Annotated in this window: 24 protein-coding genes; 10 read left to right on the top strand and 14 right to left on the bottom strand. The window is 71.9% G+C overall.

Annotated features, from left to right (window positions below; genetic code table 11):
- Positions 1 to 37: 37 nt before the first annotated feature.
- Positions 38 to 1,705 (bottom strand): phytoene desaturase family protein, encoded by a 1,668-nt coding sequence (locus PX701_RS08370; RefSeq protein ID WP_275506023.1) that lies wholly within the window; start codon positions 1,703 to 1,705, stop codon positions 38 to 40.
- Between the two features lie 165 nt (positions 1,706 to 1,870).
- Here PX701_RS08370 and PX701_RS08375 point away from each other — a divergent pair, with 165 nt between their 5' ends.
- Positions 1,871 to 2,035, top strand: coding sequence for a hypothetical protein (locus PX701_RS08375; protein WP_231429043.1), 165 nt, complete (start codon positions 1,871 to 1,873; stop codon positions 2,033 to 2,035).
- A gap of 6 nt (positions 2,036 to 2,041) precedes the next feature.
- On the opposite strand, the gene PX701_RS08380 is transcribed toward PX701_RS08375, so the two are convergent.
- Complete coding sequence (locus PX701_RS08380) at positions 2,042 to 2,824, bottom strand: ABC transporter permease (protein WP_231429042.1); 783 nt, start codon at positions 2,822 to 2,824, stop codon at positions 2,042 to 2,044.
- Positions 2,825 to 2,853: 29 nt separating this feature from the next.
- The gene (locus PX701_RS08385; protein WP_231429041.1) at positions 2,854 to 3,840 is read right to left on the bottom strand and encodes an ATP-binding cassette domain-containing protein; all 987 of its coding nucleotides are present in this window, start codon (positions 3,838 to 3,840) and stop codon (positions 2,854 to 2,856) included.
- 60 nt (positions 3,841 to 3,900) lie between these two features.
- Between PX701_RS08385 and PX701_RS08390 the strand changes: the two genes are divergently transcribed.
- Positions 3,901 to 4,884, top strand: coding sequence for a helix-turn-helix transcriptional regulator (locus tag PX701_RS08390; RefSeq protein WP_231429040.1), 984 nt, complete (start codon positions 3,901 to 3,903; stop codon positions 4,882 to 4,884).
- Positions 4,885 to 4,894: 10 nt separating this feature from the next.
- On the opposite strand, the gene PX701_RS08395 is transcribed toward PX701_RS08390, so the two are convergent.
- From PX701_RS08395 to PX701_RS08405, 3 genes are read right to left on the bottom strand one after another with little or no spacing between them, the layout of a single operon-like run.
- Positions 4,895 to 5,287 carry an META domain-containing protein gene (locus PX701_RS08395; protein ID WP_231429039.1) on the bottom strand — a complete coding sequence of 131 codons (393 nt, stop codon included), beginning with the start codon at positions 5,285 to 5,287 and terminating at the stop codon, positions 4,895 to 4,897.
- A gap of 56 nt (positions 5,288 to 5,343) precedes the next feature.
- A complete protein-coding gene (locus tag PX701_RS08400; protein WP_275506024.1) occupies positions 5,344 to 6,114 on the bottom strand; it encodes an META domain-containing protein in 771 nt (256 codons plus the stop codon).
- A gap of 49 nt (positions 6,115 to 6,163) precedes the next feature.
- Entirely contained in the window at positions 6,164 to 7,072 is a 909-nt protein-coding gene (locus PX701_RS08405) for a LysR family transcriptional regulator (protein WP_231429037.1), read from the bottom strand.
- A 159-nt stretch (positions 7,073 to 7,231) separates the two neighbouring features.
- Between PX701_RS08405 and PX701_RS08410 the strand changes: the two genes are divergently transcribed.
- A complete protein-coding gene (locus tag PX701_RS08410) occupies positions 7,232 to 10,885 on the top strand; it encodes a bifunctional proline dehydrogenase/L-glutamate gamma-semialdehyde dehydrogenase (protein WP_275506025.1) in 3,654 nt (1,217 codons plus the stop codon).
- Between the two features lie 107 nt (positions 10,886 to 10,992).
- Here the strand turns inward: PX701_RS08410 and PX701_RS08415 are convergent, their stop codons facing one another.
- Both PX701_RS08415 and PX701_RS08420 read right to left on the bottom strand, forming a co-directional pair.
- Complete coding sequence (locus PX701_RS08415; protein ID WP_275506026.1) at positions 10,993 to 11,277, bottom strand: hypothetical protein; 285 nt, start codon at positions 11,275 to 11,277, stop codon at positions 10,993 to 10,995.
- Between the two features lie 57 nt (positions 11,278 to 11,334).
- Positions 11,335 to 11,862 (bottom strand): ATP-dependent zinc protease family protein, encoded by a 528-nt coding sequence (locus PX701_RS08420; RefSeq protein ID WP_231429034.1) that lies wholly within the window; start codon positions 11,860 to 11,862, stop codon positions 11,335 to 11,337.
- An 18-nt stretch (positions 11,863 to 11,880) separates the two neighbouring features.
- On the opposite strand from PX701_RS08420, the gene PX701_RS08425 reads away from it, so the two are divergent.
- A complete protein-coding gene (locus PX701_RS08425; RefSeq protein ID WP_231429033.1) occupies positions 11,881 to 13,074 on the top strand; it encodes a RimK family alpha-L-glutamate ligase in 1,194 nt (397 codons plus the stop codon).
- Positions 13,075 to 13,198: 124 nt separating this feature from the next.
- On the opposite strand, the gene PX701_RS08430 is transcribed toward PX701_RS08425, so the two are convergent.
- From PX701_RS08430 to PX701_RS08440, 3 genes are all read right to left on the bottom strand, one after another.
- Positions 13,199 to 13,573, bottom strand: coding sequence for a GntR family transcriptional regulator (locus tag PX701_RS08430; RefSeq protein WP_231429032.1), 375 nt, complete (start codon positions 13,571 to 13,573; stop codon positions 13,199 to 13,201).
- Positions 13,574 to 13,597: 24 nt separating this feature from the next.
- Positions 13,598 to 14,035, bottom strand: coding sequence for an Lrp/AsnC family transcriptional regulator (locus PX701_RS08435; protein WP_231429031.1), 438 nt, complete (start codon positions 14,033 to 14,035; stop codon positions 13,598 to 13,600).
- A 62-nt stretch (positions 14,036 to 14,097) separates the two neighbouring features.
- Positions 14,098 to 14,721, bottom strand: coding sequence for a TetR/AcrR family transcriptional regulator C-terminal domain-containing protein (locus PX701_RS08440; protein WP_231429030.1), 624 nt, complete (start codon positions 14,719 to 14,721; stop codon positions 14,098 to 14,100).
- 135 nt (positions 14,722 to 14,856) lie between these two features.
- On the opposite strand from PX701_RS08440, the gene PX701_RS08445 reads away from it, so the two are divergent.
- The 4 genes from PX701_RS08445 (at position 14,857) to PX701_RS08460 (ending at position 20,800) form a co-directional block, all read left to right on the top strand.
- Positions 14,857 to 16,527, top strand: coding sequence for an amidohydrolase (locus tag PX701_RS08445; protein ID WP_275506028.1), 1,671 nt, complete (start codon positions 14,857 to 14,859; stop codon positions 16,525 to 16,527).
- Between the two features lie 26 nt (positions 16,528 to 16,553).
- Positions 16,554 to 17,933 (top strand): APC family permease, encoded by a 1,380-nt coding sequence (locus tag PX701_RS08450; RefSeq protein ID WP_275506029.1) that lies wholly within the window; start codon positions 16,554 to 16,556, stop codon positions 17,931 to 17,933.
- 95 nt (positions 17,934 to 18,028) lie between these two features.
- Positions 18,029 to 19,960: a clostripain-related cysteine peptidase gene (locus tag PX701_RS08455; protein WP_231429027.1), complete on the top strand. Its 1,932-nt coding sequence runs from the start codon at positions 18,029 to 18,031 to the stop codon at positions 19,958 to 19,960.
- 36 nt (positions 19,961 to 19,996) lie between these two features.
- A complete protein-coding gene (locus PX701_RS08460; RefSeq protein WP_231429026.1) occupies positions 19,997 to 20,800 on the top strand; it encodes an LLM class F420-dependent oxidoreductase in 804 nt (267 codons plus the stop codon).
- A gap of 22 nt (positions 20,801 to 20,822) precedes the next feature.
- Here the strand turns inward: PX701_RS08460 and PX701_RS08465 are convergent, their stop codons facing one another.
- Together PX701_RS08465 and PX701_RS08470 are read right to left on the bottom strand one after the other, a co-directional pair.
- Complete coding sequence (locus PX701_RS08465; RefSeq protein WP_231429025.1) at positions 20,823 to 21,614, bottom strand: hypothetical protein; 792 nt, start codon at positions 21,612 to 21,614, stop codon at positions 20,823 to 20,825.
- Positions 21,615 to 21,705: 91 nt separating this feature from the next.
- Positions 21,706 to 22,446 carry a DUF4097 family beta strand repeat-containing protein gene (locus tag PX701_RS08470; RefSeq protein WP_275506030.1) on the bottom strand — a complete coding sequence of 247 codons (741 nt, stop codon included), beginning with the start codon at positions 22,444 to 22,446 and terminating at the stop codon, positions 21,706 to 21,708.
- A 152-nt stretch (positions 22,447 to 22,598) separates the two neighbouring features.
- On the opposite strand from PX701_RS08470, the gene PX701_RS08475 reads away from it, so the two are divergent.
- Together PX701_RS08475 and PX701_RS08480 are read left to right on the top strand one after the other, a co-directional pair.
- The gene (locus PX701_RS08475) at positions 22,599 to 24,116 is read left to right on the top strand and encodes a peptide MFS transporter (RefSeq protein ID WP_275506031.1); all 1,518 of its coding nucleotides are present in this window, start codon (positions 22,599 to 22,601) and stop codon (positions 24,114 to 24,116) included.
- Between the two features lie 31 nt (positions 24,117 to 24,147).
- The gene (locus PX701_RS08480; RefSeq protein ID WP_231429023.1) at positions 24,148 to 24,891 is read left to right on the top strand and encodes a polyprenol monophosphomannose synthase; all 744 of its coding nucleotides are present in this window, start codon (positions 24,148 to 24,150) and stop codon (positions 24,889 to 24,891) included.
- Positions 24,892 to 24,904: 13 nt separating this feature from the next.
- On the opposite strand, the gene PX701_RS08485 is transcribed toward PX701_RS08480, so the two are convergent.
- Complete coding sequence (locus PX701_RS08485; protein ID WP_231429022.1) at positions 24,905 to 26,134, bottom strand: ROK family transcriptional regulator; 1,230 nt, start codon at positions 26,132 to 26,134, stop codon at positions 24,905 to 24,907.
- Positions 26,135 to 26,182: the final 48 nt, after the last annotated feature.

Below are 26,182 nucleotides of genomic sequence, written 5' to 3' on the forward strand. Positions count from 1 at the left end.
GGTATGGCGCGACGCCCCATCCTCAGCCGCCGCGCCCTCAGCCCGCCAGCTCCTCGAGCACGGCCATCGCGGCGTTGTGCCCGCCGATGCCGCTGACCGCGCCGCCGCGGACCGCGCCCGACCCGCACAGGAGCACGCGAGGGTGCCGCGTGGCGACGCCCCACCGCTCGGCCGACGTCGCGAGCGGCGCGCCGTCGTCGGCCCACGGCCACGACAGCGGGCCGTGGAAGATGTTGCCGCCCGGCATGCGCAGCGACTCCTCGAGGTCGAGGGTCGTCTTCGTCTCGATGCACGGCCGGCCCGAGGCATCCTTCGCGATGACGCCCTCGACGGGTTCGGCGAGCACGCTGTCGAGCGAGTCGAGCACCGCCTGCTGCAGCAGCTCGCGCAGTTCGGCGTTGCCGTGGCGTTCGAGCAGGCGGTGCGGCACGTGCAACCCGAAGACGGTGAGCGTGTGCATGCCCGCGGCGGCGAGTTCGGGCGCGAGGATCGACGGATCGCTCAGCGTGTGGCAGTAGATCTCGCACGGCAAGGGCGAGGGGATGCCGCCGCGCACGGCTGTCGAGAAGGCGGCGTCGAGCTGCGTCGCGAGCTCGTTGATGTGGAAGGTGCCCGCGAACGCCTGCTCGGCGGCGACGTCTGCGTCGCGCAGCCGGGGCAGCCGCTCGAGCAGCAGGTTGACCTTGACCTGTGCGCCCTCGGGCGCGTGCAGAGCGTGCAGGCGCGCACGCACGACGGGCGGCACCGCGGCGGCATCGGGGTCGCCCGCCTCGACGAGCCGCTCGAGCACGGCGGGCGCGACGTTCGCGAGCACCGTGCCCGCGGTCGCGACCCGTTCGCCGCCGTCGACCCGGTAGCGCACGCGACCGGTCGGGTCGACGGCCACGACCTCGGCGCCGGTCACGAGCCGCGCTCCTGCCGTGCGCGCCGCACGCTCCAGCTCGCCCGAGACCGCGCCCATGCCGCCGATCGGCACGTCCCAGTCGCCGGTGCCGCCGCCGATGACGTGGTAGAGGAAGCACCGGTTCGCGTCGAGCGACGGGTCGTCGAGCGCGGTGAACGTGCCGATGAGCCCGTCGGTCGCGACGACCCCGCGCACGAGGTCGCTCGCGAAGGTCGCGTCGATCGTCTCGCCGAGCGGGCGCTCGACGAACGCATTCCAGACGTCGTCGTCGCCGACGAGCGCGCGGGCCTCGGCGCGGGTCGGCAGCGGCTCGGTCAGGGTGGGGAAGAGGCGCTCGGCCAGCCGTGCGGTGCTTCGATAGAACGCGTCCCAGGCGGCGGCGTCGGCCTGCGCGTCGACGCGCTCGAAGGCGGCGCGGGATGCCTCGGGGCCGGCGTCGCCGTCGACGAGCAGGCCGCGCCCGGGGTCGGCGGGGTCGGGCGTGTACGACGAGAACCGGCGGCGGACGAGCCCGATCTCGAGGCCGAGGTCGTCGACGATCCGCTGCGGCAGCAGGCTCACGAGGTACGAGTAGCGGCTGAGCCGTGCGTCGACGCCCTCGAACGCCTCGGCCGAGACCGCCGCGCCGCCGAGGTGGTCGTCGCGCTCGAGCAGCAGCACGTCGAGGCCGGCGCGGGCGAGGTAGGCGGCGGCCGTGAGGCCGTTGTGGCCTCCGCCGACGATCACGACGTCGTGTGCGGTGAGGGCGGCGGCGGTGGGGGCGGCGGCGGCGGGCTCGGGCGCTGGTCGGGGGAGCGGCATCCTCCGAGCGTAAACGCCCCGGCTGGGGCGGGGGTTCCGCAAACGGCAATGCCGGTTCCGCCTCACATGGGGCGGAACCGGCATTGGCCGAATCGTTACTCCCGGCGGGGTGCCGACGACGGCTGCGGGCGTCACGATGGAGCGAGCATCAACTCGGGAGGCGTCATGATCGGCTCGACTGTGCTCACCTCGTGCGCGACGAACGTCGACTGTCACGACACGGCGGCGGTCACGTTCGATGCGTCCTGGCTGGTCGCGACCCTGCTCGTGCTCGGGGCGGTGATCGTCGTCGCTGCCGTCGTGCTGGCGCGTCGAGGTTCGAAGGGCTGAGCGCGCTCAGCGCGCCCGGCGCATCGCGCGCACGCCGACGACGACACCCACCGCGCACGTGACGATCGCGGCGATCGCGCCGCCGACGACGGCGGGGGCTCCGAAGTCGCCGGCGAGCAGCGCCCGCTCGGCGCCGACGAGGTAGCTCAGCGGGTTCACGGCAGCGGCGGCCTTCATCCAGCCGGGGCCGTCGTCGAGCGGCAGCAGCATGCCCGAGAGGATCATGAGCGGGAAGAGCAGCGTCTGGTGCACCATCCAGAACATCCAGTCGCGGTTCCGGCAGGCGAGCGCGAGCGTGTAGCTCAGTGCGCCGAAGCCGATGCCGAACACCGCGAGCACGAGCAGGCCGGCCACGAGCCCTGCCGCGTTCACGCTGAACCCGAACGGCACGGCGACGAGCACGACGATCGTGCCCTGGATGACGAGGGGCACGACCTCCTTCAGGGCGCGGCCGACGAGCAGGGCGCTCCGCGAGAGCGGGGCGACGAGGGTGCGCTCGTGCGAGCCGGTCTGCATCTCGAACAGCAGGTTCGCCCCGGTCGAGGCGGTGCCGAAGAGGGCGACCATGACGAGGATGCCGGGCACGAACCACTGCAGCGTGCCTGCGACGTCGCCGCCGGCGGCGCCGATGAGCAGCGGCCCGAAGAGCCCGAGGAAGACGAGCGGCTGCACGAGCGAGAACACGACGCTGAACGGGTCTCGGATGAGGGGCTTCGACTCGCGCACGAAGACGGCGGCGGTGTCGTGGACGAAGCCCGTGGGGCGGGCGGTGGGTGCGGTGGTGGTCATGAGAGCGGTCCCTTCAGGTGATCGTGCGGTCAGACGGTGGCGAGTTCGGCGGGCTCGGCGTGCGCCGCCTCCTCGCGGAGACTGCGGCCGGTGAGGGCGAGGAAGACGTCGTCGAGGGTCGGCTGCCGGTGCGTGGCGGCGACGACCTCGATCCCGGCGTCCGACAGGTCGCGGATGTAGCGGGGCAGCGCCCGGTCGCCGCCCGGTGCCGTGACGGCGACGACCCTCGGGTCGGCCGGGTCGGGCTCGGCGCCGATGCGGGCGGCTGCGGCCGCGGCATCCGCGGCGGTGTCGAACGCGAGCGTGACGCGGTCGCCCGCGAGCGACGACTTGAGCGCCCCTGCCGTGTCGTCGGCGATGACCGAGCCGTGGTCCATGACCATGACGCGCTCGGCGAGCTGGTCGGCCTCGTCGAGGTAGTGCGTCGTGAGGAAGATCGTGGTGCCGGTCTCGCGGCGGAGCTCGACGATGTGCTGCCAGAGGTTGGCCCGGCTGTGCGGGTCGAGGCCCGTCGACGGCTCGTCGAGGAACAGCAGCCCGGGCCGGTGGATGAGCCCGAGCGCGATGTCGAGCCGGCGCTTCTGCCCGCCCGAGAGCTGCTGCACGGTGCGGTTCGCGACCTGGCCGAGCTCGAGCGACTCGATGAGCTCGGCCGCGCGGGCGCGGGTCTCTCGGCGGCCGAGCCCGTAGAACGCGCCCTGCGCGTGCAGTTCGTCGCGCACGCGCTGGGTGTGCCCGCCGGAGCTGCCCTGGCCGACGTAGCCGATGCGGCGGCGAACCCCGGCCGCGTCGGTGCGGATGTCGCATCCGGCGACCGTGGCCCCACCGCTCGTCGCGGGCAGGAGGGTCGTGAGCATGCGGAGCGTCGTCGACTTTCCGGCGCCGTTCGGGCCGAGGAACGCGACGAGCTCGCCCTCGCCGACGGCGAGGTCGAGGGAACGGACGGCCTCGACGGTCTGCCCCTTGGAGCGGAACGTCTTCGTGAGGCCCTGTGCGGTGATCATCTGGTTCGTCATGCGGCCAGTCTCTCGAGGCATCCGGTCACTTTCTGTCCGCATTAGAGGGAGGATCGGAACATGGCCGCGACCACCTCGAGAACCCTCGAACTGCTCTCCCTCCTGCAGAGCCACCGGCACTGGTCGGCGCGCGAACTCACGGGCCGGCTCGGCGTCAGCGAGCGAACGCTCCGACGCGACGTCGAACGGCTGCGCGAGCTCGGCTACGGCATCGAATCGGTGCGCGGCAGCGCCGGAGGCTATCGGCTCGAAGCGGGTACGGGACTGCCGCCGCTGCTGCTCACCGACGACGAGGGCGTCGCGATCGCGCTCGGCCTGCGCTCGCAGGCGACGGCCGGGCTGCGCGGCGCCGAGCACACGACGCTCTCGGCGCTCGCGAAGATCGAGCAGGTGCTGCCGCCCGCGCTGCGCCGGCGCATCGAGGCGCTGCAGTCGCACACGGCGGTCGGCGTCGGCGCGGGCGGGTGGAACCGCTCGGGCCGTCCGGCACCCGAGGTCGACGCCGAACTGCTCGGACTGCTCGCCCTGTCGTGCCGCGACGGCGAGCGGCTGCGGTTCAAGTACACGGATGCCTCGGGGCAGGGGTCCGCCCGCAGCGTCGAACCGTACCGGCTCGTGCCCGTCGCCCGTCGTTGGTACCTGCTCGCGTGGGACCGCGATCGCGACGACTGGCGCACGTTCCGGCTCGACCGCATCAGCGACGTGTTCCCGACCAGGGTGCGCTTCGAGCCGCGTGCGCTGACCGAGGAGGATGCGCGCGAGCGCGTCGAACGCGCGGTGCGCTACCGGCGCCGCAGCATCGAGGCGCGCGTGATCGTCGAGCTTCCGCGCGCCGAGCTCGTCGAGCACCTCGGCTGGTACGGGCGCGAGGTCCAGGCCGTCGATGAGGCGCACTGCGCGTGGCCGCTCGAGGCCGAGTCGGTCGAGGCGCTCGCGATGGCCCTCATGTGGATTCCTCCGGGCGTGCGCTACCGCGTCGAAGGGCCGGAGCTGGCCGAGTTCCTCGGCCGGCAGGCCGAACGCTTCGCGCAGGCCACCGCCTGAGCGGGCGCGCTCAGTCGGAGCGTTCGAGGGTGCCGATCTCGTAGCCGTCCTGGCCGAGCACGGTCATCGTGTCGTCGGCGATCGTGGCCTCGTTCAGCCCCGCGAGCCAGGTGTCGACGCCTTCGCACGCCATCTGGGTGACGGCGACGTCTTCGAAGTGGACGTGGTCGGACTCGTCGACCGTCCAGGTGCCGCTCAGCCGGTTGCAGCCGTCGGTGCCGCTGAAGTCGCCGCCCTCGTCGAGGGTGAGCGAGGGTGAAGCCGTGTCGGTCGCATCGCCCCAGGTGCCGGTCGGGTCGATGGAGCCTCCCTGCACCGACCCCTCCTCCCCGAGGCATCCGGTCAACAGGAGCAGCATGACCGCTGCGCCTGCACCGAGCGCGACCCTCCGAGTGATGGTCATGCCGGTCAGGGTAGTGGCCCGGCGGGTCGGCCGCCATGCCCAGAAGCGGGCTCTGCCTATGCCGTGCGGGGGAGCGTCGCGACCACGGCGTCGTGATCGTCGTGGACGGTGAGGGTGTCGCCGTCGACCTTGGCCCAGTCGAGCTTCGCGAGCGACTGGTCGACGCCCTCGCAGGCCATCATCGTGGACGCCATCCGGTCGAACTCGATCGTGCCGTCGTCGTCGGGCTCCCACGAACCGGTGAGCGAGTTGCAGCCGTCGCTGCCCGTGACGGTGCCGTCGGCGGCGATCACGAGGAACGGCTGCTGCGGCGCATCGGTGCCCCAGGTGCCGACGAACGCGCTCGCCGCTCCCGACGCCGCCGGGTCGTCGCCCGCGACGGCCGGCTCGTCGGAGGTGCGTTCGAGCGTGCCGAGCTCGACGTCGTCGTCGCCGAGCACCGTCATCGTGTCGCCGTCGATCGTCGCCTCGTCGAGTGCCGAGAGCCAGGTGTCGACGCCCTCGCAGGCCATCCGTGTCGAGGCGACGTCGTCGAACTCGATGCGGCCGGCGCCCTGGTCCTCCCAGCGGCCGGTGAGCCGGTTGCAGCCGTCGGTGCCGGTGAGCGTGCCGTCGGCGGCGAGCGAGAGCGACGGCGCCGTGGTGTCGGTCGGGTCGCCCCACGTGCCGACGGCGCTCGCCGGGCTCGGGCTCGGCGACGAGTCATCCGACCCGCCCGGGCTCGCGCACGCGGACACCAGGGCGACGGTCATGACGGCGATGATCGCCGCGCCGGTTCGCATGAGCGGGCGGCGCGGGGCGCGGTTCCGGAGCGTCAGCGGTTCCATGCGCCGAGCGTAGCCCTCGGTGGGGCTCGCCGTGCCGCGCCGTGCCGCGTCAGTCGGCGGCGGGCGTCGCGGTCGCGCGGGCCGCGCGGGCGAGTGCGTCGCGGCACGCGACGACGGCCGGCCGGGCGGCGGCGGCGTGCCGCGTCGACGTGAAGACCTCGCGCTCGGGGTGCCCCGGCAGGTCGACGAGGCGCACGCTCGGCGCCTCGCCCGCCCACACGAGGTCGGGCAGGAGCCCGGCGGCGTTGCCCGACCGGATGAGCCGGATGTGCGCCATGAGGTCGGCGGTCTCGAACCGCACGTCGGGTTCGAAGCCCGCCTCGCGGCAGAGCTGCTCGGCCCACTCCCGAGACGCCGTGCCGGCAGGCTCGAGCACCCAGGGCATGCTCGCGGCGGTCTTGAGCCCGGCGGGGCGCGACGCGGGGTGCGGCGGCAGTGCGAGCCGGATGGCGTCGGCGGCGAGGTGCACCCGGTCGAGCTCTTCGCGGTGCGCGCGCGTGTGCCCCGGGTACTGCTCGGCGATGACGAGGTCGAAGTCGCGCGCGGCGACCTCGAAGAGCCCGACGTCGGGTTCGCGCTCGGTGATCTCGACCCGCAGCGCGGGGTGCTCGGCGCGCAGCAGGGTGAGCGCCTGCGGCACGACCGCGTGCGCCGCCGACTGGAACACCGCGATGCGCACGGTGCCGCCGACCGAGGTGAGCGAGCGGGCGACGTCGGCCTCGGCCTCCTCGAGCCGGTCGAGCACCGCGCGCGCGTGCTCGACGAGCACGAGCGCCTGCGGCGTGAGCTGCACGCGCCGGCCGACCTGCACGAGCAGCGGCACGCCGGCCTCGCGTTCGAGCTGGCTGAGCTGCTGCGACACGGAGGAGGGGCTGTACGAGAGGGCCTCGGCGACTGCGGCGAGCGTGCCGCGCTGGCTCAGTTCGACCAGCAGGCGCAGGCGGCGCACATCGAGCATGGGGGCCTCCGGGGGCATCCGAGCAATCGTTCGGTTTCCCTGAATAGTATGCATCGGAATCGTTCGCTGTACCTGACGGATGTCGCGGCGCACACTTATCTCGAGAGGCGCGCGACAACCCCCGGCGTGCCCGAAGCAAAGGACACTACCCTCGTGACCATGTCGAACGCCGCCACTGACGCACGGCCGGATACCGATCACGTCGTCGCCCTCGTGCGCCGCTGGCTCGAAGAGAGCGCGAATCACCCCGTCGACCCCGCCGCCGAGCGTCTCGCCGGCGTGCTGAAAGACCCGAACGGCCTCGCGTTCACCGTCGGCTTCGTCGACGGCGTCATGCGCCCCGAAGACCTCGGCGTCGCCGGCCGCAACCTCGCCCAGGTCGCGAAGCTCACCCCGAAGTTCCTGCCGTGGTACCTGAAGGCCGCGATCCGCCTCGGCGGGATCGTCGCGCCCGTGCTGCCGTGGGTCGTCATCCCGATCGCGCGCCGCGTGCTGCGCGCCATGGTCGGCCACCTCGTGCTCGACGCCACCCCGGCGAAGCTCGGGCCGGCGATCACGAAGCTGCGCGAGTCGGGCAACCGGCTCAACCTCAATCTCCTCGGCGAGGCCGTGCTGGGTGAGGACGAGGCCGACCGGCGCCTCACGGGCACCTACGAGTTCCTCGCGCGCGACGACGTCGACTACGTGTCGATCAAGGTGTCGTCGGTCGTCAGCCAGCTCTCGATGTGGTCGTTCGACGAGGCGGTCGCGAAGGTCGTCGCGAAGCTCACCCCGCTCTACGAACTCGCGGCCGCCGGCAGCGCGAAGGGCACGGCGAAGTTCATCAACCTCGACATGGAGGAGTACCGCGACCTCGACCTCACGATCGCGGTCTTCACGACCCTGCTCGACCAGCCGCAGCTGCGCGGTCTCGAGGCCGGCATCGTGCTGCAGACCTACCTGCCCGACGCGCTCGGCGCCATGCAGGAGCTCACCGCGTGGGCGCAGGCCCGGCGCGCCGCGGGCGGCGCGCCGATCAAGGTGCGCATCGTGAAGGGTGCGAACCTCGCCATGGAGCAGGTCGACGCGGCCGTGCACGACTGGCCGCTCGCGACCTACTCGTCGAAGCAGGACTCCGACACGAACTACAAGCGGGTGCTCGACTGGTCGATGACCCCCGAGCGCGCCGACGCGGTGAAGCTCGGCGTCGCCGGTCACAACCTCTTCGACGTGGCCCACGCCTGGCTCACCGCGCGCGAGCGCGGCGTCGAGAGCCGGGTCGAGTTCGAGATGCTGCTCGGCATGGCGACCGGCCAGGCCGAGGCGGTGCGCGGCGATGTCGGCAACCTGCTGCTCTACACGCCCGTCGTGAACCCCTCCGAGTTCGACGTCGCGATCGCGTACCTGATCCGCCGCCTCGAGGAGAACGCGAGCCAGGAGAACTTCATGTCGGCCGTGTTCGAGCTCGGCGCAGACCGGCGCCTGTTCGAGCGCGAGCGCGAACGGTACCAGCGCTCGCTCGACGCCCTCGAGGCCTCGAACGGGGATGCCGCGGTGCCGTCGCCGAACCGCACCCAGAACCGCCGCACCGAGTGGGAGGGCGACGCGCTCGCCACGGCGATGGCCGCCTCCGACGCACCCGCACCGGGCAGCGAGCACGAGGGATCGCTCACGAGCGTGGTGCTCGGCATCACGCGCGGTTCGGCGGGTGACGAGCTCGTCTCGCCCGAGGCATCCGCGTCGGCATCGGCCGATGCGCCCGGAGCGGTGGCCGGTCCGGGCGTGACCCCCGGGTTCCGCAACGAGCCCGACACCGACCCCGCCCTCGCGGCGAACCGCGAATGGGGCCGCAGGATCCTCGCCAAGGTGCCCGACACGAAGCTCGGCCTCGACGCCGTCGCGGCCGCTCGCGTCGACGACGAGGCGACGCTCGAGCGCATCATCGAGACCGTCGCGGCGAACGGCAAGGCCTGGGGCGAACTGCCCGGCGCCGAGCGCGCCGCCGTGCTGCACCGCGCGGGCCTCGCGCTCGCCGCGAACCGCGACCGGCTCATCGAGATCATGGCCGCCGAGACGGGCAAGACCATCGCCGAGGCCGACCCCGAGATCAGCGAGGCGATCGACTTCGCGCACTACTACGCCGAGCGCGCCCGCGAGCTCGACCACGTGCAGGGCGCGACCTTCGTGCCGTCTCGCCTGACGGTCGTCACGCCACCGTGGAACTTCCCGGTCGCGATCCCGGCCGGCGGCGTGCTCGCGGCGCTCGCCGCGGGCTCGGGTGTCATCATCAAGCCCGCGAAGCTCGCGCAGCGCTCGGGCGCCGTCATGGTCGAGGCGCTGTGGGAGGCCGGCATCCCCAAGGACCTGCTCGCCCTCGTCGACATCGGCGAACGCGAGCTCGGCAAGCAGCTCGTCTCGCACCCGACGGTCGACCGCGTCATCCTCACGGGTGCGTACGAGACGGCGCAACTGTTCCGCTCGTTCCGCGAGGACCTGCCCCTGCTCGCCGAGACGAGCGGGAAGAACGCGATCATCGTCACCCCGTCGGCCGACCTGGACCTCGCGGCCTCCGACGTCGTGAAGAGCGCCTTCGGCCACGCCGGCCAGAAGTGCTCGGCGGCCTCCCTCGTCATCCTCGTCGGGTCGGTCGCGAAGTCCGAGCGGTTCCGCCGCCAGCTCGTCGACGCGGCGACCTCGCTGCGGGTCGGCTACCCGGCCGATGCGCAGAGCCAGATGGGCCCGATCATCGAGCCCGCGAACGGCAAGCTGCTGAACGCGCTCACCGAGCTCGGCATCGGCGAGGAGTGGCTCGTCGAGCCCAAGCAGCTCGACGACACCGGCAAGCTGTGGTCGCCCGGCGTGAAGACGGGGGTCGCGCCCGGCTCGTACTTCCACCTCACCGAGTTCTTCGGCCCGGTGCTCGGCATCATGCACGCGAAGGACCTCGACGAGGCGATCCGCTTCCAGAACGCCGTCGACTACGGCCTCACGGCGGGCCTGCACTCGCTCGACTCGGAGGAGCTCGCGACCTGGCTCGACCGCGTCGAGGCGGGCAACCTCTACGTCAACCGCGGCATCACCGGGGCGATCGTGCAGCGCCAGCCCTTCGGCGGCTGGAAGAAGTCGGCCGTCGGCGCCGGTGCCAAGGCCGGCGGCCCGAACTACCTGTTCGGCCTCGGCGACTGGGTGCCCGAGCACGGCAGCGCCTCGAAGTCGCTGCACCTGCGCGGCCTCGAGCGCCGCGTGACCGAGCTCATCGAGGCGGCGCAGTCGGCCCTCGACTACGACTCGTTCGAGGTGCTGCGACGGTCGGCACTGTCGGACGAGGTCGCCTGGGCCGAGGAGTACGGCACGACGCGGGACGTCTCGGGCCTCGGCGTCGAGCGCAACGTGTTCCGCTACCGGACGCTGCCGGTCGCCGTGCGCATCGGTGAGCAGGCGACCCTGGCCGAGGGTCTGCGGGTCATCGCGGCGGGACTGCTCGCGAAGGCGCCGTTCACGGTCTCGAGCGGCGTCGAGCTGCCCAAGAACGTGCGCACGGTGCTCGCCGCCCGCGACGTGCGGGTCGTGCGCGAGAACGACCGCGACTGGCTCGAGCGGGTGCGCGCCAACCGCGCGAACGCGCTGGGCGGCGCCAGCCGCGTGCGGCTCGTCGGCGGGGATGCCTCGGCGCTGGCGTCGGCGCTCGGCGGTTCGCCCGACGTGGCCGTGTGGTCGCACCCCGTGACCCCGTCGGGCCGCGTGGAGCTGCTGCCGTTCCTCCACGAGCAGGCGATCTCGATCACCAATCACCGCTTCGGCAACCCGACGACCCTCTCCGACGGGGTCATCTGAGCCGAGTTCGGTCAGTTGCAGGATGGGCCGGTCGGCACCTTCGTATGAGACGGTGCTCGCCGGCTCATCCTGCAACTTTCGACCACCGCGGCCTCGAAAGCACTCAGTCACCGCGGCGATCGCCGCGGTGCGGGAGTCGAGCCGTCCTCGACCTCCCATTCCGCTCGCGACCAGTGCGTCGGGAGCTCGCCGGTGGTTCGGCGGTGTAGCGCGCCCTGTTCATCGATCTCGATGTGCAGCGTCCGCGTATGCAGCCGGTACGTCGGCACTCCGGACAGCCAGTAGAGCGGATTGATCAGCTCGATGAGCATCCGCCAGCCGGGCGGGGTGGCGACATGGGTCATCGTCAGCTCGAACGCCGATTGCCGGGCCACATCCCAGCCCTGATTCATCCTGAGCAGCATCTCGCGGCGCAGTGCGGCGGTTCGCGCCCCCTCGTTCACGGCGAGTCAGCGCCCGCGGTTGCGGCGGCGGATGCCTCGGGGCGCGCGCCCGCCGACGAACGACTGCGCCGAGTCGACGACGAAGCCCTGTCGCAGCGCCTCGCGGCCGATGAGCATGCGGAAGCCCATCTCGTCGCGATTCGTGAGCGTGACCTCGGCCGTCACGGTGCGGCCCTGCAGCACGACGTCCATGAGCACGACGATGCGCTCCTCCGAGTGGCCCGACGAGCTCCGCACCTGGCGGCGATCGTGCACCGGCAGTTCGACGACGACCGCGTCGTCCTCGCTCTCCTGCCACGGGTGCACGCCGAAGCGCACGCGTCCGAGCGGGGCGTCGGCCGAGGCATCCGACCCTTCGGCGGGCTCGGCCGACGGCGACGGCAGCTCCTCGACGTCGAACGCGTGCAGCGACGAACTCCGCGCGCCCGTGTCGAGCTTCGCCTTGATCCATGGCACCCCGAGTGCGGGCAGCGAAACCCATTCGCGCCATCCTGCGATGGTGCTTGAATGGGAGGTCTCAGTCACATCGTCCATCTTGGCAGGGCACCACGCATGAAACTCGCGATCCTCTCGCGCGCGCCGCAGGCGTACTCGACCCAGCGGCTGCGCGCGGCCGCGCAGCAGCGCGGGCACCAGGTGAAGGTGCTCAACACGCTGCGGTTCGCGATCGACCTCGCCGGGCCCGAGCCCGACCTGCAGTTCCGCGGGCGCCAGCTGAGCGACTACGACGCGATCCTGCCGCGCATCGGCAACTCGATCACGTACTTCGGCACGGCCGTCGTGCGCCAGTTCGAGCAGATGGACGTGTACACGCCGAACACGGCGAACGGCATCTCGAACGCCCGCGACAAGCTGCGCGCGAACCAGATCCTCTCGCGGCACAACATCGCCCTGCCGCCGACCGCGTTCGTGCGCAACCGGGCCGACGTGCGGCCCGCGATCGAGCGCGTCGGCGGTGCGCCGGTCGTCATCAAGCTGCTCGAGGGCACGCAGGGCATCGGCGTCATCCTCGCCCCGCAGGTCAAGGTCGCCGAGGCGATCATCGAGACGCTGCACTCGACCAAGCAGAACGTGCTGATCCAGAAGTTCATCGCCGAGAGCCGCGGCCGCGACATCCGCGCCCTCGTCGTCGGCGACCGCGTGGTCGCCGCGATGCGACGCGTGGCGGCGGGCGACGAGTTCCGTTCGAACGTGCACCGCGGCGGCACCGTCGAACCCGTCGAGCTCGCGCCCGAGTACGAGCTCGCGGCCGTGCGCTCCGCGCAGATCATGGGGCTCAAGGTCGCCGGCGTCGACATGCTCGAGGGCGACGAGGGCCCCCTCGTGATGGAGGTCAACTCCTCGCCGGGCCTGCAGGGCATCGAGACGGCGACGAACCTCGACGTCGCGGGCGCGATCATCGACTACATCGCCAACCAGGTCGCGTTCCCCGAGATCGACGTACGCCAGCGACTCACCGTCTCGACCGGTTACGGGGTCGCCGAGCTGCTCGTGCACGGCAACGCCGACCTCGTCGGCAAGACGCTCGGCGAATCGGGCCTGTGGGAACGCGACATCACCGTGCTGACGCTGCACCGCGGCACGACCGTCATCCCGAACCCGCGCAAGGGCGTCGTGCTCGAGGCCGACGACCGGCTGCTCTGCTTCGGCAAGCTCGAGGAGATGCGGTCGATGATCCCCGAGCGCCGGCGCCGCCGGGCGAAGGTGCGCAAGCTCCCGAAGCAGCCGCTGCAGCAGAGCGAGTAGCGCGCGCCGCGCAGGGCACGCCTTCGCTCGTCGCGCCAGCCTCCGCCCGGCGCTGTCCACGGGTCTTCCCGCATCGTGAAGTCGCGCATGCTGCGCCGCGGGCCGGAGTGTTGGGCGTGGGCGGTCAGCCCGCGTCGAGTGCGGCGGCGACGATCGAGCGGGCGGCGGATGCCTCGACGCCGAGCCGCTTCGCGAGCGCGGCGTAGTCGGCGGCGGCGGCCTGCAGGGCTCGTTCGGCCGGGTCGCCGTGCTCGGCGACGAAGGTGCCGTTGCGGCCCCGGCCCTCGACGACGCCGTCGGCCTCGAGCGCCTTGTACGCCTTCGCGACGGTGTTCACCGCGAGGCCGAGCTGCTCGGCGAGGGCGCGCACGGTCGGCAGCTTCGTGCCGGGGGCCGCGCGGCCGGTGCGCACCGCCTCGACGACGGCCGCGTGCAGCTGCTCGTACGGCGGCAGGGACGAGGGCTGATCGATCGAGATGCTCAGGCTCGAGGCATCCATGTCGTGGCCGAGGTCGCCCGCGGGTCAGTCGCGGTTGCGGTTGACGAGGCGCGAGAGCACGATCGCGCTGCGGGTGTGGTCGACGTTGGGGGCGATGCGCACGCGCTCGAGCGCGTCTTCGAGCGAGGCGATGTCGCGCGCGCGGATCTGCACGATCGCGTCGGCCGAACCCGTGACGGTGCCGGCGTAGACGACCTCGGGCACCTCCTGCAGGATGCGCTTGAGCTCGTCGGGCGCCACGGTGCCGCGGCAGAACAGCTCGACGTAGGCCTCGGTCGACATGCCGTCGACGGTGGGATCGACCTGGATCGTGAACGACCGGATCACGCCGTCGGCGACGAGTCGGTCGACGCGCCGCTTCACCGCGGAGGCGCTGAGCCCGACCGACGAGCCGATGTCGCCGTAGCCCGCCCGGGAGTTCTGCCGCAGCAGATCGAGGATCGCGCGATCGAGGTTGTCCATGGTGGGAGTGTACGCGGATTCTTTGCGCGACGACACCGGATTGCGGCGGAATCGTGCTTGCGCTAGTCGACCGGGGTGAGCGCGGCCGCGCGCCGCGCGCGAAGCCCGTCGAGCAGTGCGGCCATGCCGATCTCGAACGCGGCGATCGCGCTCGTCGACTCCTGGTACTCGGGCGCGAGGGCGGCGTGCACCATCTCGAGCTCGGCGGGCACGGAAGCCTGGTCGAGCATGTCGCTCGGAGCGACGATGTCGAGCGCCGAGCCGAGCACGTGCGCCTCGACCGTGCGCATCACGGCGACCGCGTGGTGCATCGGCCACCCGGCGTCGATGAGCGCGCCGATGACGACGTCGTAGATCTCGAACGTCGACACGTCGCGGATGGGCGTCGTCGCGAGCACGCGGATGAGGTTCGGGTGCGCGGCGAACGCGGTCAGGTACGAGCGGGCCCAGGCCTCGAGGGCGACGTCCCACGGGTGCTCGCCGAACGCCGAGGTGTCGATGTCGCGCACGATGTGGGCGCGCACCAGTTCGATGAGCTCGTCGCGGCTGCCGACGTGGTTGTAGAGCGACGAGACCTGGCGGTGCACGCGGCCCGCGAGGGTGCGCATCGTGAGCGCGTCGCTGCCCTGCTCGTCGACGATCTCGAGCGCGACGCGCACGAGCTGTTCGCGATTCACCGTCGACATGTTGCGCCCCGCATCTTCCGTTCGCCCTGCGGAGAGTGTAACCTCTCAGCACTCGGTACGAACAGTGTTCGTATGAACGATGTTCGTACGGCCCGCACACGCGGGCGGACGCGGCTCACGGAAAGCAACGGTGCATTGACCACGACCCATTTCTTCGGCGGAACCATCTGGCGCGGGGCCGGTGAGGCCACGTCGCGCTCGCTCCTCGCGCGCGACGGCGTCGTCGTCGCGCTCGACGACGAGGCGGATGCCGCGGCCGCGGCCGTCGTCGCCGCTTCGCCCGCCGATCTCGAGCGGGTCGACCTGGACGGCGGGTTCCTCATGCCCTCGTTCGGCGACGGCCACGCCCATCCGCTCTTCGGCGGCCTCGAGGCCGAGGGTCCGGCGGTACGCGACTGCCGCTCGGTCGAAGCGATCGTGGCCGCCGTCGGCGAGTACGCCGCCGCGCACCCCGACGTGCCCTGGATCTTCGGCGCCTCGTACGACCCGGCCCTCGTCGAGGCGGGGCTCTTCGACGCCCGCTGGCTCGACGAGGCGGTCGCCGATCGCCCCGTCGTGCTGCGGGCCTACGACTACCACACCATCTGGGTCAACTCGAAGGCGCTCGAGCTCGCCGGCATCGACGCCGCGACCCCCGAACCCGTGCTCGGCGAGATCACCCGCCGCGCCGACGGCAGCCCGCTCGGCACGCTGCGCGAGTGGGGCGCCGTCGACCTCGTGCTCGACGTCGCGCCGACCCGGCCCGCCGACGAGCGACGTCGCGCCCTGCAGCGCGCGGGGGAGTACTACCTCTCGCACGGGGTCACCTGGGTGCAGGACGCCTGGGTCGAGCCCGGCGACGTCGACAGCTACCTCGACGCCGCCCGGCACGAGTTGCTGCCCGTGCGGTTCAACCTCGCGCTCTACGCCGACCCGCGCCGCTTCGCCGTGCAGTTGCCGCGCATGCTCGACTCGCGTCGCCGCGTCGAGGCGCTCGGGTCGCCGCTGCTCACCGCGAACACGGTCAAGTTCTTCGCCGACGGCGTCATCGAGTCGGAGACGGGCGCGCTGCTCGAGCCGTACTGCTCGGCACTGCACAAGCACGGCATGTCGGTCTGGCAGGGTCGTGATCTCGACGACGCCGTCCGCGCGGTCGACGCGGCGGGGTTCCAGGTGCACATCCACGCCATCGGCGACGCCGCCGTGCGCCAGGCGCTCGACGCCATCGAACGGGCGCTCGACGCCAACGGTCCGCGCGACCGACGCCCCGTCATCGCCCACGCCCAGCTCGTCGACGACGCCGACCTCGCCCGCTTCGCGGAGCTCGGCGTCATCGCCTGCATGCAACCGCTCTGGGCCCAGCTCGACCCGCTCATGACCGTGCTCACGGTGCCCCGCCTCGGTCGGGAGCGCGCCGACCGCCAGTACCGGATGCACTCGATCGACGAGTCGGGCGCGGTGCTCTCGTTCGGCTCCGACTGGCCGGTGAGCTCGGGCGCCCCGCTCGACGGGCTCGCGATCGCGGCCTCCCGGCGGACGGCCGACGGCGTTCCCGCCGGCGGCTGGACCCCCGACGAGATCCTCCCCGTCGACCGCGCGCTCGACGCGTACTCGGCCTCGGTCGCCTACCAGGCGTTCGGGGATGCCTCGGCCGTCGACGCCCGCGACGCGGCATCCGCCCCGTGGGGCCGCATCGAACCCGGTGCGAGCGCCGACCTCGTCCTGCTCGCGCGCGACCCGCGCGAGCTCGAACCGGGCGAACTGCCCGTCCTCCCCATCCGCGCCACCTATCTCGCAGGAAGCCCCCGATACCGCGCCGCAATGTAGCGGCGCCCACGAAAGGATCCCCCACCATGTCCCAGTCGACCGGCCCCGAGCCGTTGATCTCACCCACGTCGGCCACCGCCCAGGTCACCGAGGGCCGCTTCAAGCGGGTGCTCGGAGTGCCCTCCCTCACGCTGTTCGGCCTGGCCTACATGGTGCCGCTCACGGTGTTCACCACGTACGGCATCGTGACGCAGATCACGGGCGGCCGGGTGGCGGCGGCGTACATCATCACCCTCGTCGTCATGGTGTTCACCGCTCGCTCGTACGCGCGGATGGCGGTCGCGTACCCGTACGCCGGCTCCGCGTACGTGTACGCGCAGCGCAGCTTCGGCGGCGCCGTCGGGTTCATGGCCGGGTGGGCGCTGCTGCTCGACTACCTCTTCCTGCCGATGATCAACTACCTGGTGCTCGGGTTGTACCTGAACACCGCCTTCCCCGTCGTTCCGCCCTGGGTCTGGATCGTGCTGTCGATCGCGATCGTCACCGTGCTGAACCTCATCGGCATCGTCTCGGTCGCCCGCGCGAACTTCGTCATCATCGCCGTGCAGGTGATCTTCATCGCCGTGTTCGTCGCGCTGGTCTTCGCCTCGGTGGGCGGCAGCGACGTCGACCTGCTGGCTCCGTTCACCGGTGACGGCACGGTCGAGGGCTTCGCACCGCTCTTCGCGGGCGCGGCGATCCTCTGCCTGTCGTTCCTCGGCTTCGACGCGGTGTCGACCCTCTCGGAGGAGGCGAAGGACTCGACCCGCACGGTGCCCCGGGCCATCATGATCACGACCATCGGTGCCGGCCTGCTCTTCATCGTGCTCGCGTACTGCGCCCAGATCGGGTTCCCGTCGAACGAGTTCGGCTCGGCCGACACCGCGGCGTTCGACGTCGTGCAGGCGGTCGGCGGCCAGTGGCTGACGCCGCTCTTCATCGCCGGTTTCGTCGCGGGCGCCTTCGGCTCCGCCCTGACCTCGCAGGCGTCGGTCGCGCGCATCCTCTTCGCGATGGGCCGCGACGGCGTGCTGCCGCGGTCGGTCTTCGGGCACCTGAACAAGCGCTTCGGCACCCCGCACGTGGCGATCCTCATCGTCTCGGCGGTGTCGCTGCTCGCGATCGTGTTCGACCTGACGCTGCTCAGCGAGATGATCAGCTTCGGCGCGCTCATCGCGTTCTCGGTGGTGAACCTGGCGGTCATCAAGCACTATTACGTCGACCGCAAGGAGCGGTCGGGCATCGCCGTGCTGCGAAACCTGATCCTGCCCCTCGTCGGCTTCGGCCTCACGGTCTGGCTGTGGACGAACCTGTCGCCGCGCACGTTCATCATCGGCCTCTCGTGGCTCGCCATCGGCGTCGTCATCCTCGCGATCGCCACGAAGGGCTTCCGCCGGCCGACCCCGATGCTCGACCTGAAGGAGTAGCCGTGCCGGGCGGGGTCGTGCGATCTGTGTGAAATCCGGCCCCGCCCGTGCGCCGCGCTTGAGGCCGTCCCCCGGCCATCGCCACGATGGGGGACATGGTGCCGAAAGTCTGGTGGGGAATTCTGGCGGCGATCTTCGCGGTGTTCGTCATGTTCGTGGGGGTGCTCTACAACTCGTCGTCCTCGACGCCGGTCGCGACCGGGCCGGGCGTCGAGGGCGAAGGCGAGCACAAGAGCTGGACGTTCATGGTCTACATGATCGGTGACACCAACCTCGAGCCGTACGCGCTCGACGACCTCGCCGAGATGGCGTCGGTCGGCTCCACCGACGAGGTGAACATCGTCGCGCTCGTCGACCGCAGCGCCGACTACACGACCGATCCGGCCGTCGACCTCGCCGACTGGGAGGACACGGTATCCTTCCAGGTGCAGCAGGATCACCTCGCGATCATCGACGAGCCCGGCGAGCTCAACATGGGCGCCCCCGAGACCCTCGCGGACTTCATCGCCGACACGACGACGCGGTTCCCGGCCGACCAGTACGGCCTCGTGCTGTGGGACCACGGCGCCGGCTGGCCGGGCATCGGGCCCGACGAGACCGACGGCTACGACGTGCTCGACCTCGACGAGATGAACGCGGCCCTCACCGACGGACTGGGCCGCGCAGGAATCGACGCGCTCGACTTCATCGGGTTCGATGCGTGCCTGATGTCGACGTACGAGGTCGCGAGCGTCATGTCGGAGCACGCCGGCGTGATGGTCGCATCGCAGGAGCTCGAGCCCGGCCACGGCTGGAACTACACGGAACTCGCGACGCTCGCCGACGACCCCGGCACGACCCCGACCGACCTCGGCTCGGCGTTCATCGAGGGCTACGCCGAACAGGCGGAGGAATGGGGCACGGGCGCCGACATCACGCTCGCGATGCTCGACCTCGCCCAGGTCGCCGGGGTGCAGGAGGCCGTCACGGGACTGGCCGACGTCTACGAGGCCGATCCCGACGGCCTCGGCCCGGAGATGGCGACCGCGCAGACCGACGTGCTCGAGTTCGGCCGCAACCCCGACCCAGAGCTCGCCACGAACCAGATCGACCTCGGCGGATACGTGCAGAGCCTCGCCGAGACCGGCGGGCCCGAGGTGGCCGCCGCGGCCGAGGCGGTCGCGCAGTCGCTCGACGCGCTCGTGCTCGACGAGACGACCGGGCCGGCGACCGACTCGGCATCGGGCCTCTCCATCTACTTCCCCGAGGTCGAGGCGTACTTCTCGGACGACTACTACTCCCTGCGGGACGTGCCCGCGTGGCCCGACGCCCTGTCGGCGTTCTTCGACAGCGGAAGCCGGCTCGCCGACGACGTACGCGCGCGGTTCGAGACGGGCGACGATGCGACCGAGGTGGCGTTCGACGACGACGGCGTCGCCTTCACGGCCTACCTGCCGCCGGCATCGGCCGCGGCGGTGATCAGCTCGACCGTCTCGGTCGGCTACCGCGACGGGGACGACCTCGTCTACCTCGCCGAGATGCCGGCCGCGCTCACGGCGGGCGACGACGAGGCGTCGGTGTCGGCCCGGTACGACCTGACCTACCTCACGCTCAGCGACGGCGACGGCGAGATCGCCGTCTACCAGGACATCACGACCGACGACGAGACCGGCTACCGCACGATCGACGTGCCGCTCGAATACGTCGCGCCCGACGACGACGAGTACCAGGACGCCCTGCTCTCGATCGTCGTCGACGCCGACGGCTCGGTCCTCGAAGAGGACTTCTACGTGGTCGACGAGTCGGGCACCTACGGTGCGATGACGCCCGACCCGGAGGCGACGATCTACCCCGTCGCCCTCGTGCTCACGGGCGACGAGGAGTGGGAGTACCAGCGCACCGACGACGACGGCATCGCCGCCGACCTGCCGTCCATCGAGTACGCGCTCGAGTACCTCGAGTCGGGCACGACCCTCGTGCTCGACGCCGACGTGCAGGACTACGGGCAGGAGGCCGACACGGTGAGCGTCGAGGTGGTCATCCCCTGACCGGCTGAACCGCAACCCGAGTCGTAGGCTGGGCGCATGCCCTACGACGATCGTGCGCGCCTCGGCGTGCAGCTGCAGCCCCAGCACGCCCGCTACCCGGCGATCCGCGATGCCGTGCTGCGCCTCGAAGAGCTCGGTGCCGACCTCGTGTTCAACTGGGACCACTTCTTCCCGTTGCACGGCGATCGCGACGGGCTGCACTTCGAGGCGTGGACGATGCTCGGCGCCTGGGCCGAGCAGACCGAGCGCATCGAGTTCGGCACGCTCGTCAACTGCAACTCGTACCGCAACGCCGACCTGCAGGCCGACATGGCCCGCACCCTCGACCACATCTCGGCCAAGGGCACGGGCGTCGGCCGCTTCGTGTTCGGCACCGGCGCCGGCTGGTTCGAGCGCGACTACGTCGAGTACGGCTACGAGTTCGGCACCCGCGGGTCACGGCTGAACGACCTCGCGCGGGCGCTGCCGCGCATCGAGGCGCGCTGGGCGAAGCTCAACCCGGCGCCGACCCGGCGCATCCCCGTGATGATCGGCGGCAAGGGCGAGCAGAAGACGCTGCGGCTCGTCGCGAAGCACGCCGACATCTGGCACTCGTTCGTCGCGCCCGACGAGCTCGCCCACAAGCTCGACGTGCTGCGTCGGTGGGGCGACGAGGTCGGCCGGGATGTCTCGGAGATCACCGTCTCGAACGAGCTCGACCGTCACGGGGTCGATGTCGAGCACGCCGACGCGCTCTACGCGCAGGGCGTGCGACTGTTCACGATCGGGGTCGACGGCCCCGACTACGACCTCGGGCCGGTGAAGCGCTGGCTCGCCTGGCGAGACGCCCGCAACGGCTGAAACGCATGGCGTCGAGCCGGGCCTACTCGGCTTCCGGTCGCACGACCGCTCCGAAACCGGCCGTGCCGTCGGGATTGAGGAAAGCGGTGATCGGCGGGTAGTCCTCGTAGCCGACGGTGACCTGCAGGCCGGTCGCCGGAAGCATGCCGTCGGAGGTGCAGGTGGTTCCGGCGCCGCCGTTCGGCATGACCATCACGAGGCAGAGATCGGCGCCCTTCGTCACCGCATACGCCGCGGCGCCGTCCGAGCGGGTGACCAGCAGCCGGCTGCTCATGGCATCGAGTTCGGACCCCGAGACGATATCGGCGGGCAGTTCGTCGGACGGCTGCGGGTCGCGCCGGATGATGCTGTAGGCCTCCGTGGCAGTGGCGGCTTCGGCTGCTCCGATCATCATGGGTCTCTCGGCGTCGGGTGCGCTGCCGGAGCGCGGATCGCCCGCGTCGATGATGCCCGGCGAGACAGGCTCTTCCGGGATCATCGCCGAGGTCAGCGGGCCGAGGCTCGCACCGCCGACAAGGCCGGCGACGAGGGCGGCGGCCCCGGCGACGACGGCCCAGCGCGCGGTCGACCGCGTCGAGCGTGGTGACGGGGCGGCGTCGATCGCGTCGGACGGCGCGTCGGGATCGACGCCGCCCGGCGAGACGTCGGCATCGGCGCCGGCGGCAGCGGCAACGGCCTCGCCCGCCTGCGCCGCGACGTCCGCGAGCTCGAGCAGCTCCGCCTCGGCGGCCGCCCGCTCTTCGGGCGAGGCATCCGCACCGTAGGCGATCCGCTGCAGGCGTCGCCGCCGTTCGTCGTGCTCGGAACCGTCCACGCGACCTCCGGGTTCGGCCGGCAGGCCGCCGGGTCTGCTCAGGATGCCGCAGGCTGCACGCCGTGGCAAGCGGCAGCCGCTGCGGGCCGCGTCACCGGCCGACGACGCGGATGGCCCCGTTCGACGTCGAGAGGTCGAGCAGGAACTCGCCGTCGGCGAGGTCGTCGATGTCGACGTCGACCGAACCGTTCGAGGTGTCGGTCTCGACCCGGTAGGTCGCCCCGTCGGTCGGCACGGCGAGGTCGATCGCCCCGTTCGACGTGCGCGCCTCGACCTCCTGCCCGGTCTCGAGCTGCAGGTCGATCGCCCCGTTCGAGGTCACGGCGCGGATTCCGGCGCCGGCGAGGCCGCGACCCTCGATGCGCCCGTTGCTCGTGCGCGCAGCGACGGTGCCCGACACCTCGTCGAGCTCGATGCGTCCGTTGTTCGTCTCGACGTCGACGTCGGACACGTCCGTGAGCTCGATGGACCCGTTCGACGTCGAGCCGCGCACCTCGACGCCTGCCGGCAGCGACACCGTGTAGTCGACCGAGCAGTTGCGCCCGCAGCCGCCGAGCACGAGCACGCCGTCGCGCACCTCGGCGGTCTCGCGGGTCGGGCGCTCGCCGCGGTACGACACCGTGCGCTCGACCGTGACGGGTCCGGAACCGGACCCGCCCTCGACGCTCACCGCACCGTCGGGATCGTCGATCTCGATCGCGCGCACCGGTTCGTCGAACGATGCGTCGTCGCTGAACCGCTCGACCGGCGCCAGCCAGGCGCACCCGGCGACGAGTGCGGTCGCCGCGACCGCGACGGCGGATGCGATGGTCCGGGTGGTGCGCGTCATCATGCCTTCTCCTCGGGGCACGGTGTCTCCCAGCCCCCATTCGATGGTGGCACGTGGAAGGCGACGTCGCACGGGGGAGGACCCCCGGGGGTCTCGTGACGCTCGCTGCGCTCGCTCCTCAACCCGCTCGACGGGTGGGGAGTAGGGTGACCCGCATGGGCAGTGTCACCGAACCTGCCCCGGGGGAGTACGGACCGCCTGAGCCGGGTGTGACCGACGGCGGCGAACGCGATACCCGGGGCGACCACGGATTCTTCGGGCAGCCGCGACCGCTGATCCACATCTTCGGCGTGGAGATGTGGGAGCGGTTCAGCTTCTACGGCATGCAGGGCATCCTGCTGCTCTACCTCTACTACTCGGTCGCCGACGGCGGGCTCGGCATGGACCAGACCGCTGCGGCGGGCATCGTCGGCGCCTACGGCGGCACGGTCTACCTCTCGACGATCCTCGGCGCGTGGATCGCCGACCGGCTGCTCGGCAGCGAACGGGTGCTGTTCTACAGCGCGAGCGTCATCATGGCCGGCCACCTCGCCCTCGCGTTCCTGCCGGGCTTCTGGGGGGTCGGCGTCGGGCTCGTGCTCGTGGCGTTCGGCTCGGGCGGCCTGAAGGCGAACGCCACGAGCGTCGTCGGCACGCTGTACTCGGAGCACGACCCGCGTCGCGACGCGGGCTTCTCGATCTTCTACCTCGGCATCAACCTCGGCGCGTTCCTCGGGCCGATCCTCACGGGGCTCGCGCAGACCACGCTCGGCTTCCACTGGGGCTTCGGGCTCGCCGCGGCCGGCATGGCGTTCGGCCTCATCCAGTACTCGTTCGGCCGCAAGAAGCTGCCGGCCGAGGCATCCGTGGTGCCGAACCCGCTGCCGCGCGACCGCATCGGGCTCGTGATCGGCATCGCCGTGGCGGCCGTCATCCTCGTCGCCGTGCTCGTGCTCACCGGTCTCGTGACCGCGACGAACCTCGTGAACTGGGTGATCGGCGGCACGATCGCCGCGGCCGTCGCGTACTTCATCGTGATCCTCGCGAGCAAGCACCTCTCGTCGACCGAGCGCAGCCGGGTGTTCGCGTTCATCCCGCTGTTCATCGCGAGCGTGGCGTTCTGGTCGCTCTACCAGCAGCAGTTCACGGTGCTCACGATCTACTCCGACGAGCAGCTGAACCGCGACCTGTTCGGCTGGGAGATGCCGGTGTCGTGGGTGCAGTCGATCAACCCGATCTTCATCATCGTGCTGTCGGGCGTGTTCGCCGCGATCTGGACGAAGCTCGGCGACCGGCAGCCGTCGACGCCCGTCAAGTTCGCGCTCGGCACGATGATCATGGGCGTCGCATTCCTGCTGTTCCTGCCGTTCGCGGGCGGTGGCGAGGGCTCGACCCCGCTGCTCTGGATGGTGCTCATCCTCTTCGTGTTCACGGTCGCCGAGCTGCTGCTCTCGCCCGTGGGGCTGTCGGTCACGACGAAGCTCGCACCGCGGCGGTTCCACACGCAGATGGTGGCGCTGTTCTTCCTGTCGATCGCGCTCGGCACGTCGATCGCGGGCCTGCTCGCCGAGTTCTACACGGTCGTCGACCAGGTGACGTACTTCGGTGTCCTGGGTGCCATCGCGATCGTGCTCGGCGCCGCGCTCGCGCTCGGCAGCCGCGGGGTGCTGAAGCTCATGGCCGGAGTGCGGTGAGGGGTCGCCCGCACCGGTTACGATTCTCTGGATGTCCCGACCGCTCGTGGTGATTCCCACGTACAACGAACGTGAGAACCTCGCCTCGATCGTGGCGAGGGTGCGCACGGCGGTTCCCGATGCCTCGGTGCTGGTGGTCGACGACGCATCGCCCGACGGCACCGGGGTGCTCGCCGACGAGCTCGCGGCCGCCGACCCCGCGGTGCAGGTGCTGCACCGCGGCGGCAAGGAGGGGCTCGGCGCCGCCTACCTCGAGGCCTTCGACTGGGCGCTCGGGCACGGGTTCGACCCCGTCGTGCAACTCGATGCCGACGGGTCGCACCAGCCCGAGCAGCTGCCGTCGCTGCTCGCCGCGCTCGCGGGCACCGACCCGGCCGGCGAACCCGTCGACCTCGTGATCGGTTCCCGCTGGATCCCGGGCGGGGCGATCGAGAACTGGCCCCGGCGCCGTCAGCTGCTCTCGCGCGGCGGCAGCGCGTACGCGCGCTGGGTGCTGCGGCTGCCGACCCGCGACGCGACCGCCGGGTATCGCGCGTTCCGCGCCGACGCGCTGCGGCGCATCAGGCTCGAAGACGTGCACACGCGCGGCTACGGCTTCCAGGTCGACATGCTGTGGCACGCCCGCGAGGCCGGACTCACCGTGGTCGAGGTGCCCGTGACCTTCGTCGAGCGCGAGCGCGGTCGCTCGAAGATGAGCGCCGGCATCGTCGTCGAGGCGATGCTGCGCGTGACCGGCTGGGGCATCTCGAGCCGGTTCCGCCGACCCCCGCGCTGAGCGCGCCGAGCCCTCAGCCGGCGAGCAGCAGCGGCTCGGCGAGCAGCCGTTCGCGGGCCTGCAGGCGGGCCCCCACGAGTGCGGCCTCGCCGCCGACACGGCTCGGCGAGAGGGTCGGGATCGCCTCGAGCGCACCGCCGCCGAGCGTCGGCCGGTTCGCCCGGAAGGCGGCGTCGATGTCGCCGATCAGCTGCCCCCAGTAGCCGCCGACGACGACGACGGTCGGGTCGAGGGTCGGCACCATGAGCTGCAGCGCCCGACCGACCCAGTGGGCGGCGTCGAGCCACGACCAACGGGCGCGGTCGTCGGCGGACCGCACCCCGGCGACGAGCTCCGCGAGCGCGGCGAGCTGCCCCTGCTCGGCAGCCAGGTCGGCGAGGCCGGCACGTTCGACGATGCGCTCGGGAGCGGCGACGGTGACGAGGCATCCCTGCTGGCCGCATTCGCAGCGCACCCCGCCGGGAACGACGGGCAGGTGGGCGAAGCCCGTGGCGAGCCCGTGCGCGCCGGGCATGGGGCGTCCGCCCGAGATCGTCGCTGCGGCGAGGGCGTCGTCGCCGACGATGTAGAGCACGTCGTCGATGCCGGGCAGTTCGGAGTGCTCGGCCGCGACGGCCGCGGCCGCAGCCGGGCGCAGCGAGACCGGCAGCGCGAGCGACGACTCGACGTCGGCGAACGCGGGGGCGTACCCGCGCAGCACCCCGAGCAGGTCGAGCGGTTCGGCGCCGAGGCGGGGGTCGGCGACGACGATCGCGGGCCGGCCGACGACGGCGCCGCCGGCGAGCACCGTGACCTCGGCGATGGGATGCTTCCCGCGCTGCGCGCGGCCGATCGACCTCGAGAGCACGGTCGAGAGCAGCTCGAGGGGGTCGGCTTCGATCGTGAGCGGCTCGGTGAATCGGGCGAGCTCGGTGCCGTCGAGCGCGGCGACCGTCGCGATCGCCTCATCGGTGCCGAGCATCGCCGTGATGAGCGCGTGGTCGGCGGCCGCGAGGGTGAGCGGGGCGGCGCGACCGTCGCCCGCCGTGCCCGACGCTCCGGGACGCAGCACGCCCGAGTCGAGGAGTCGCGAGGTGAGCCCGGCGATCGTGCCGCGGCCGAGGCCGGTCGCGGACGCGAGCTCCGAGCGAGTCGCGGGCCCGTGCACGACGAGGTGATCGAGCAGCCGGGCCGACTGCGCGCGGTGCACCTCGTCGAGCGGGCCGGTGGTGGTGGGTACGGGATGTTCGCCGGCCGCGGTCATGTTCGCAAGCATGCTCGGCTCGGGTCACGCGGTCACGTACCCCGTTCG

It is taken from the genome of Agromyces chromiiresistens, assembly GCF_029167465.1.
GTDB classification, from domain to species: Bacteria; Actinomycetota; Actinomycetes; order Actinomycetales; family Microbacteriaceae; genus Agromyces; species Agromyces chromiiresistens.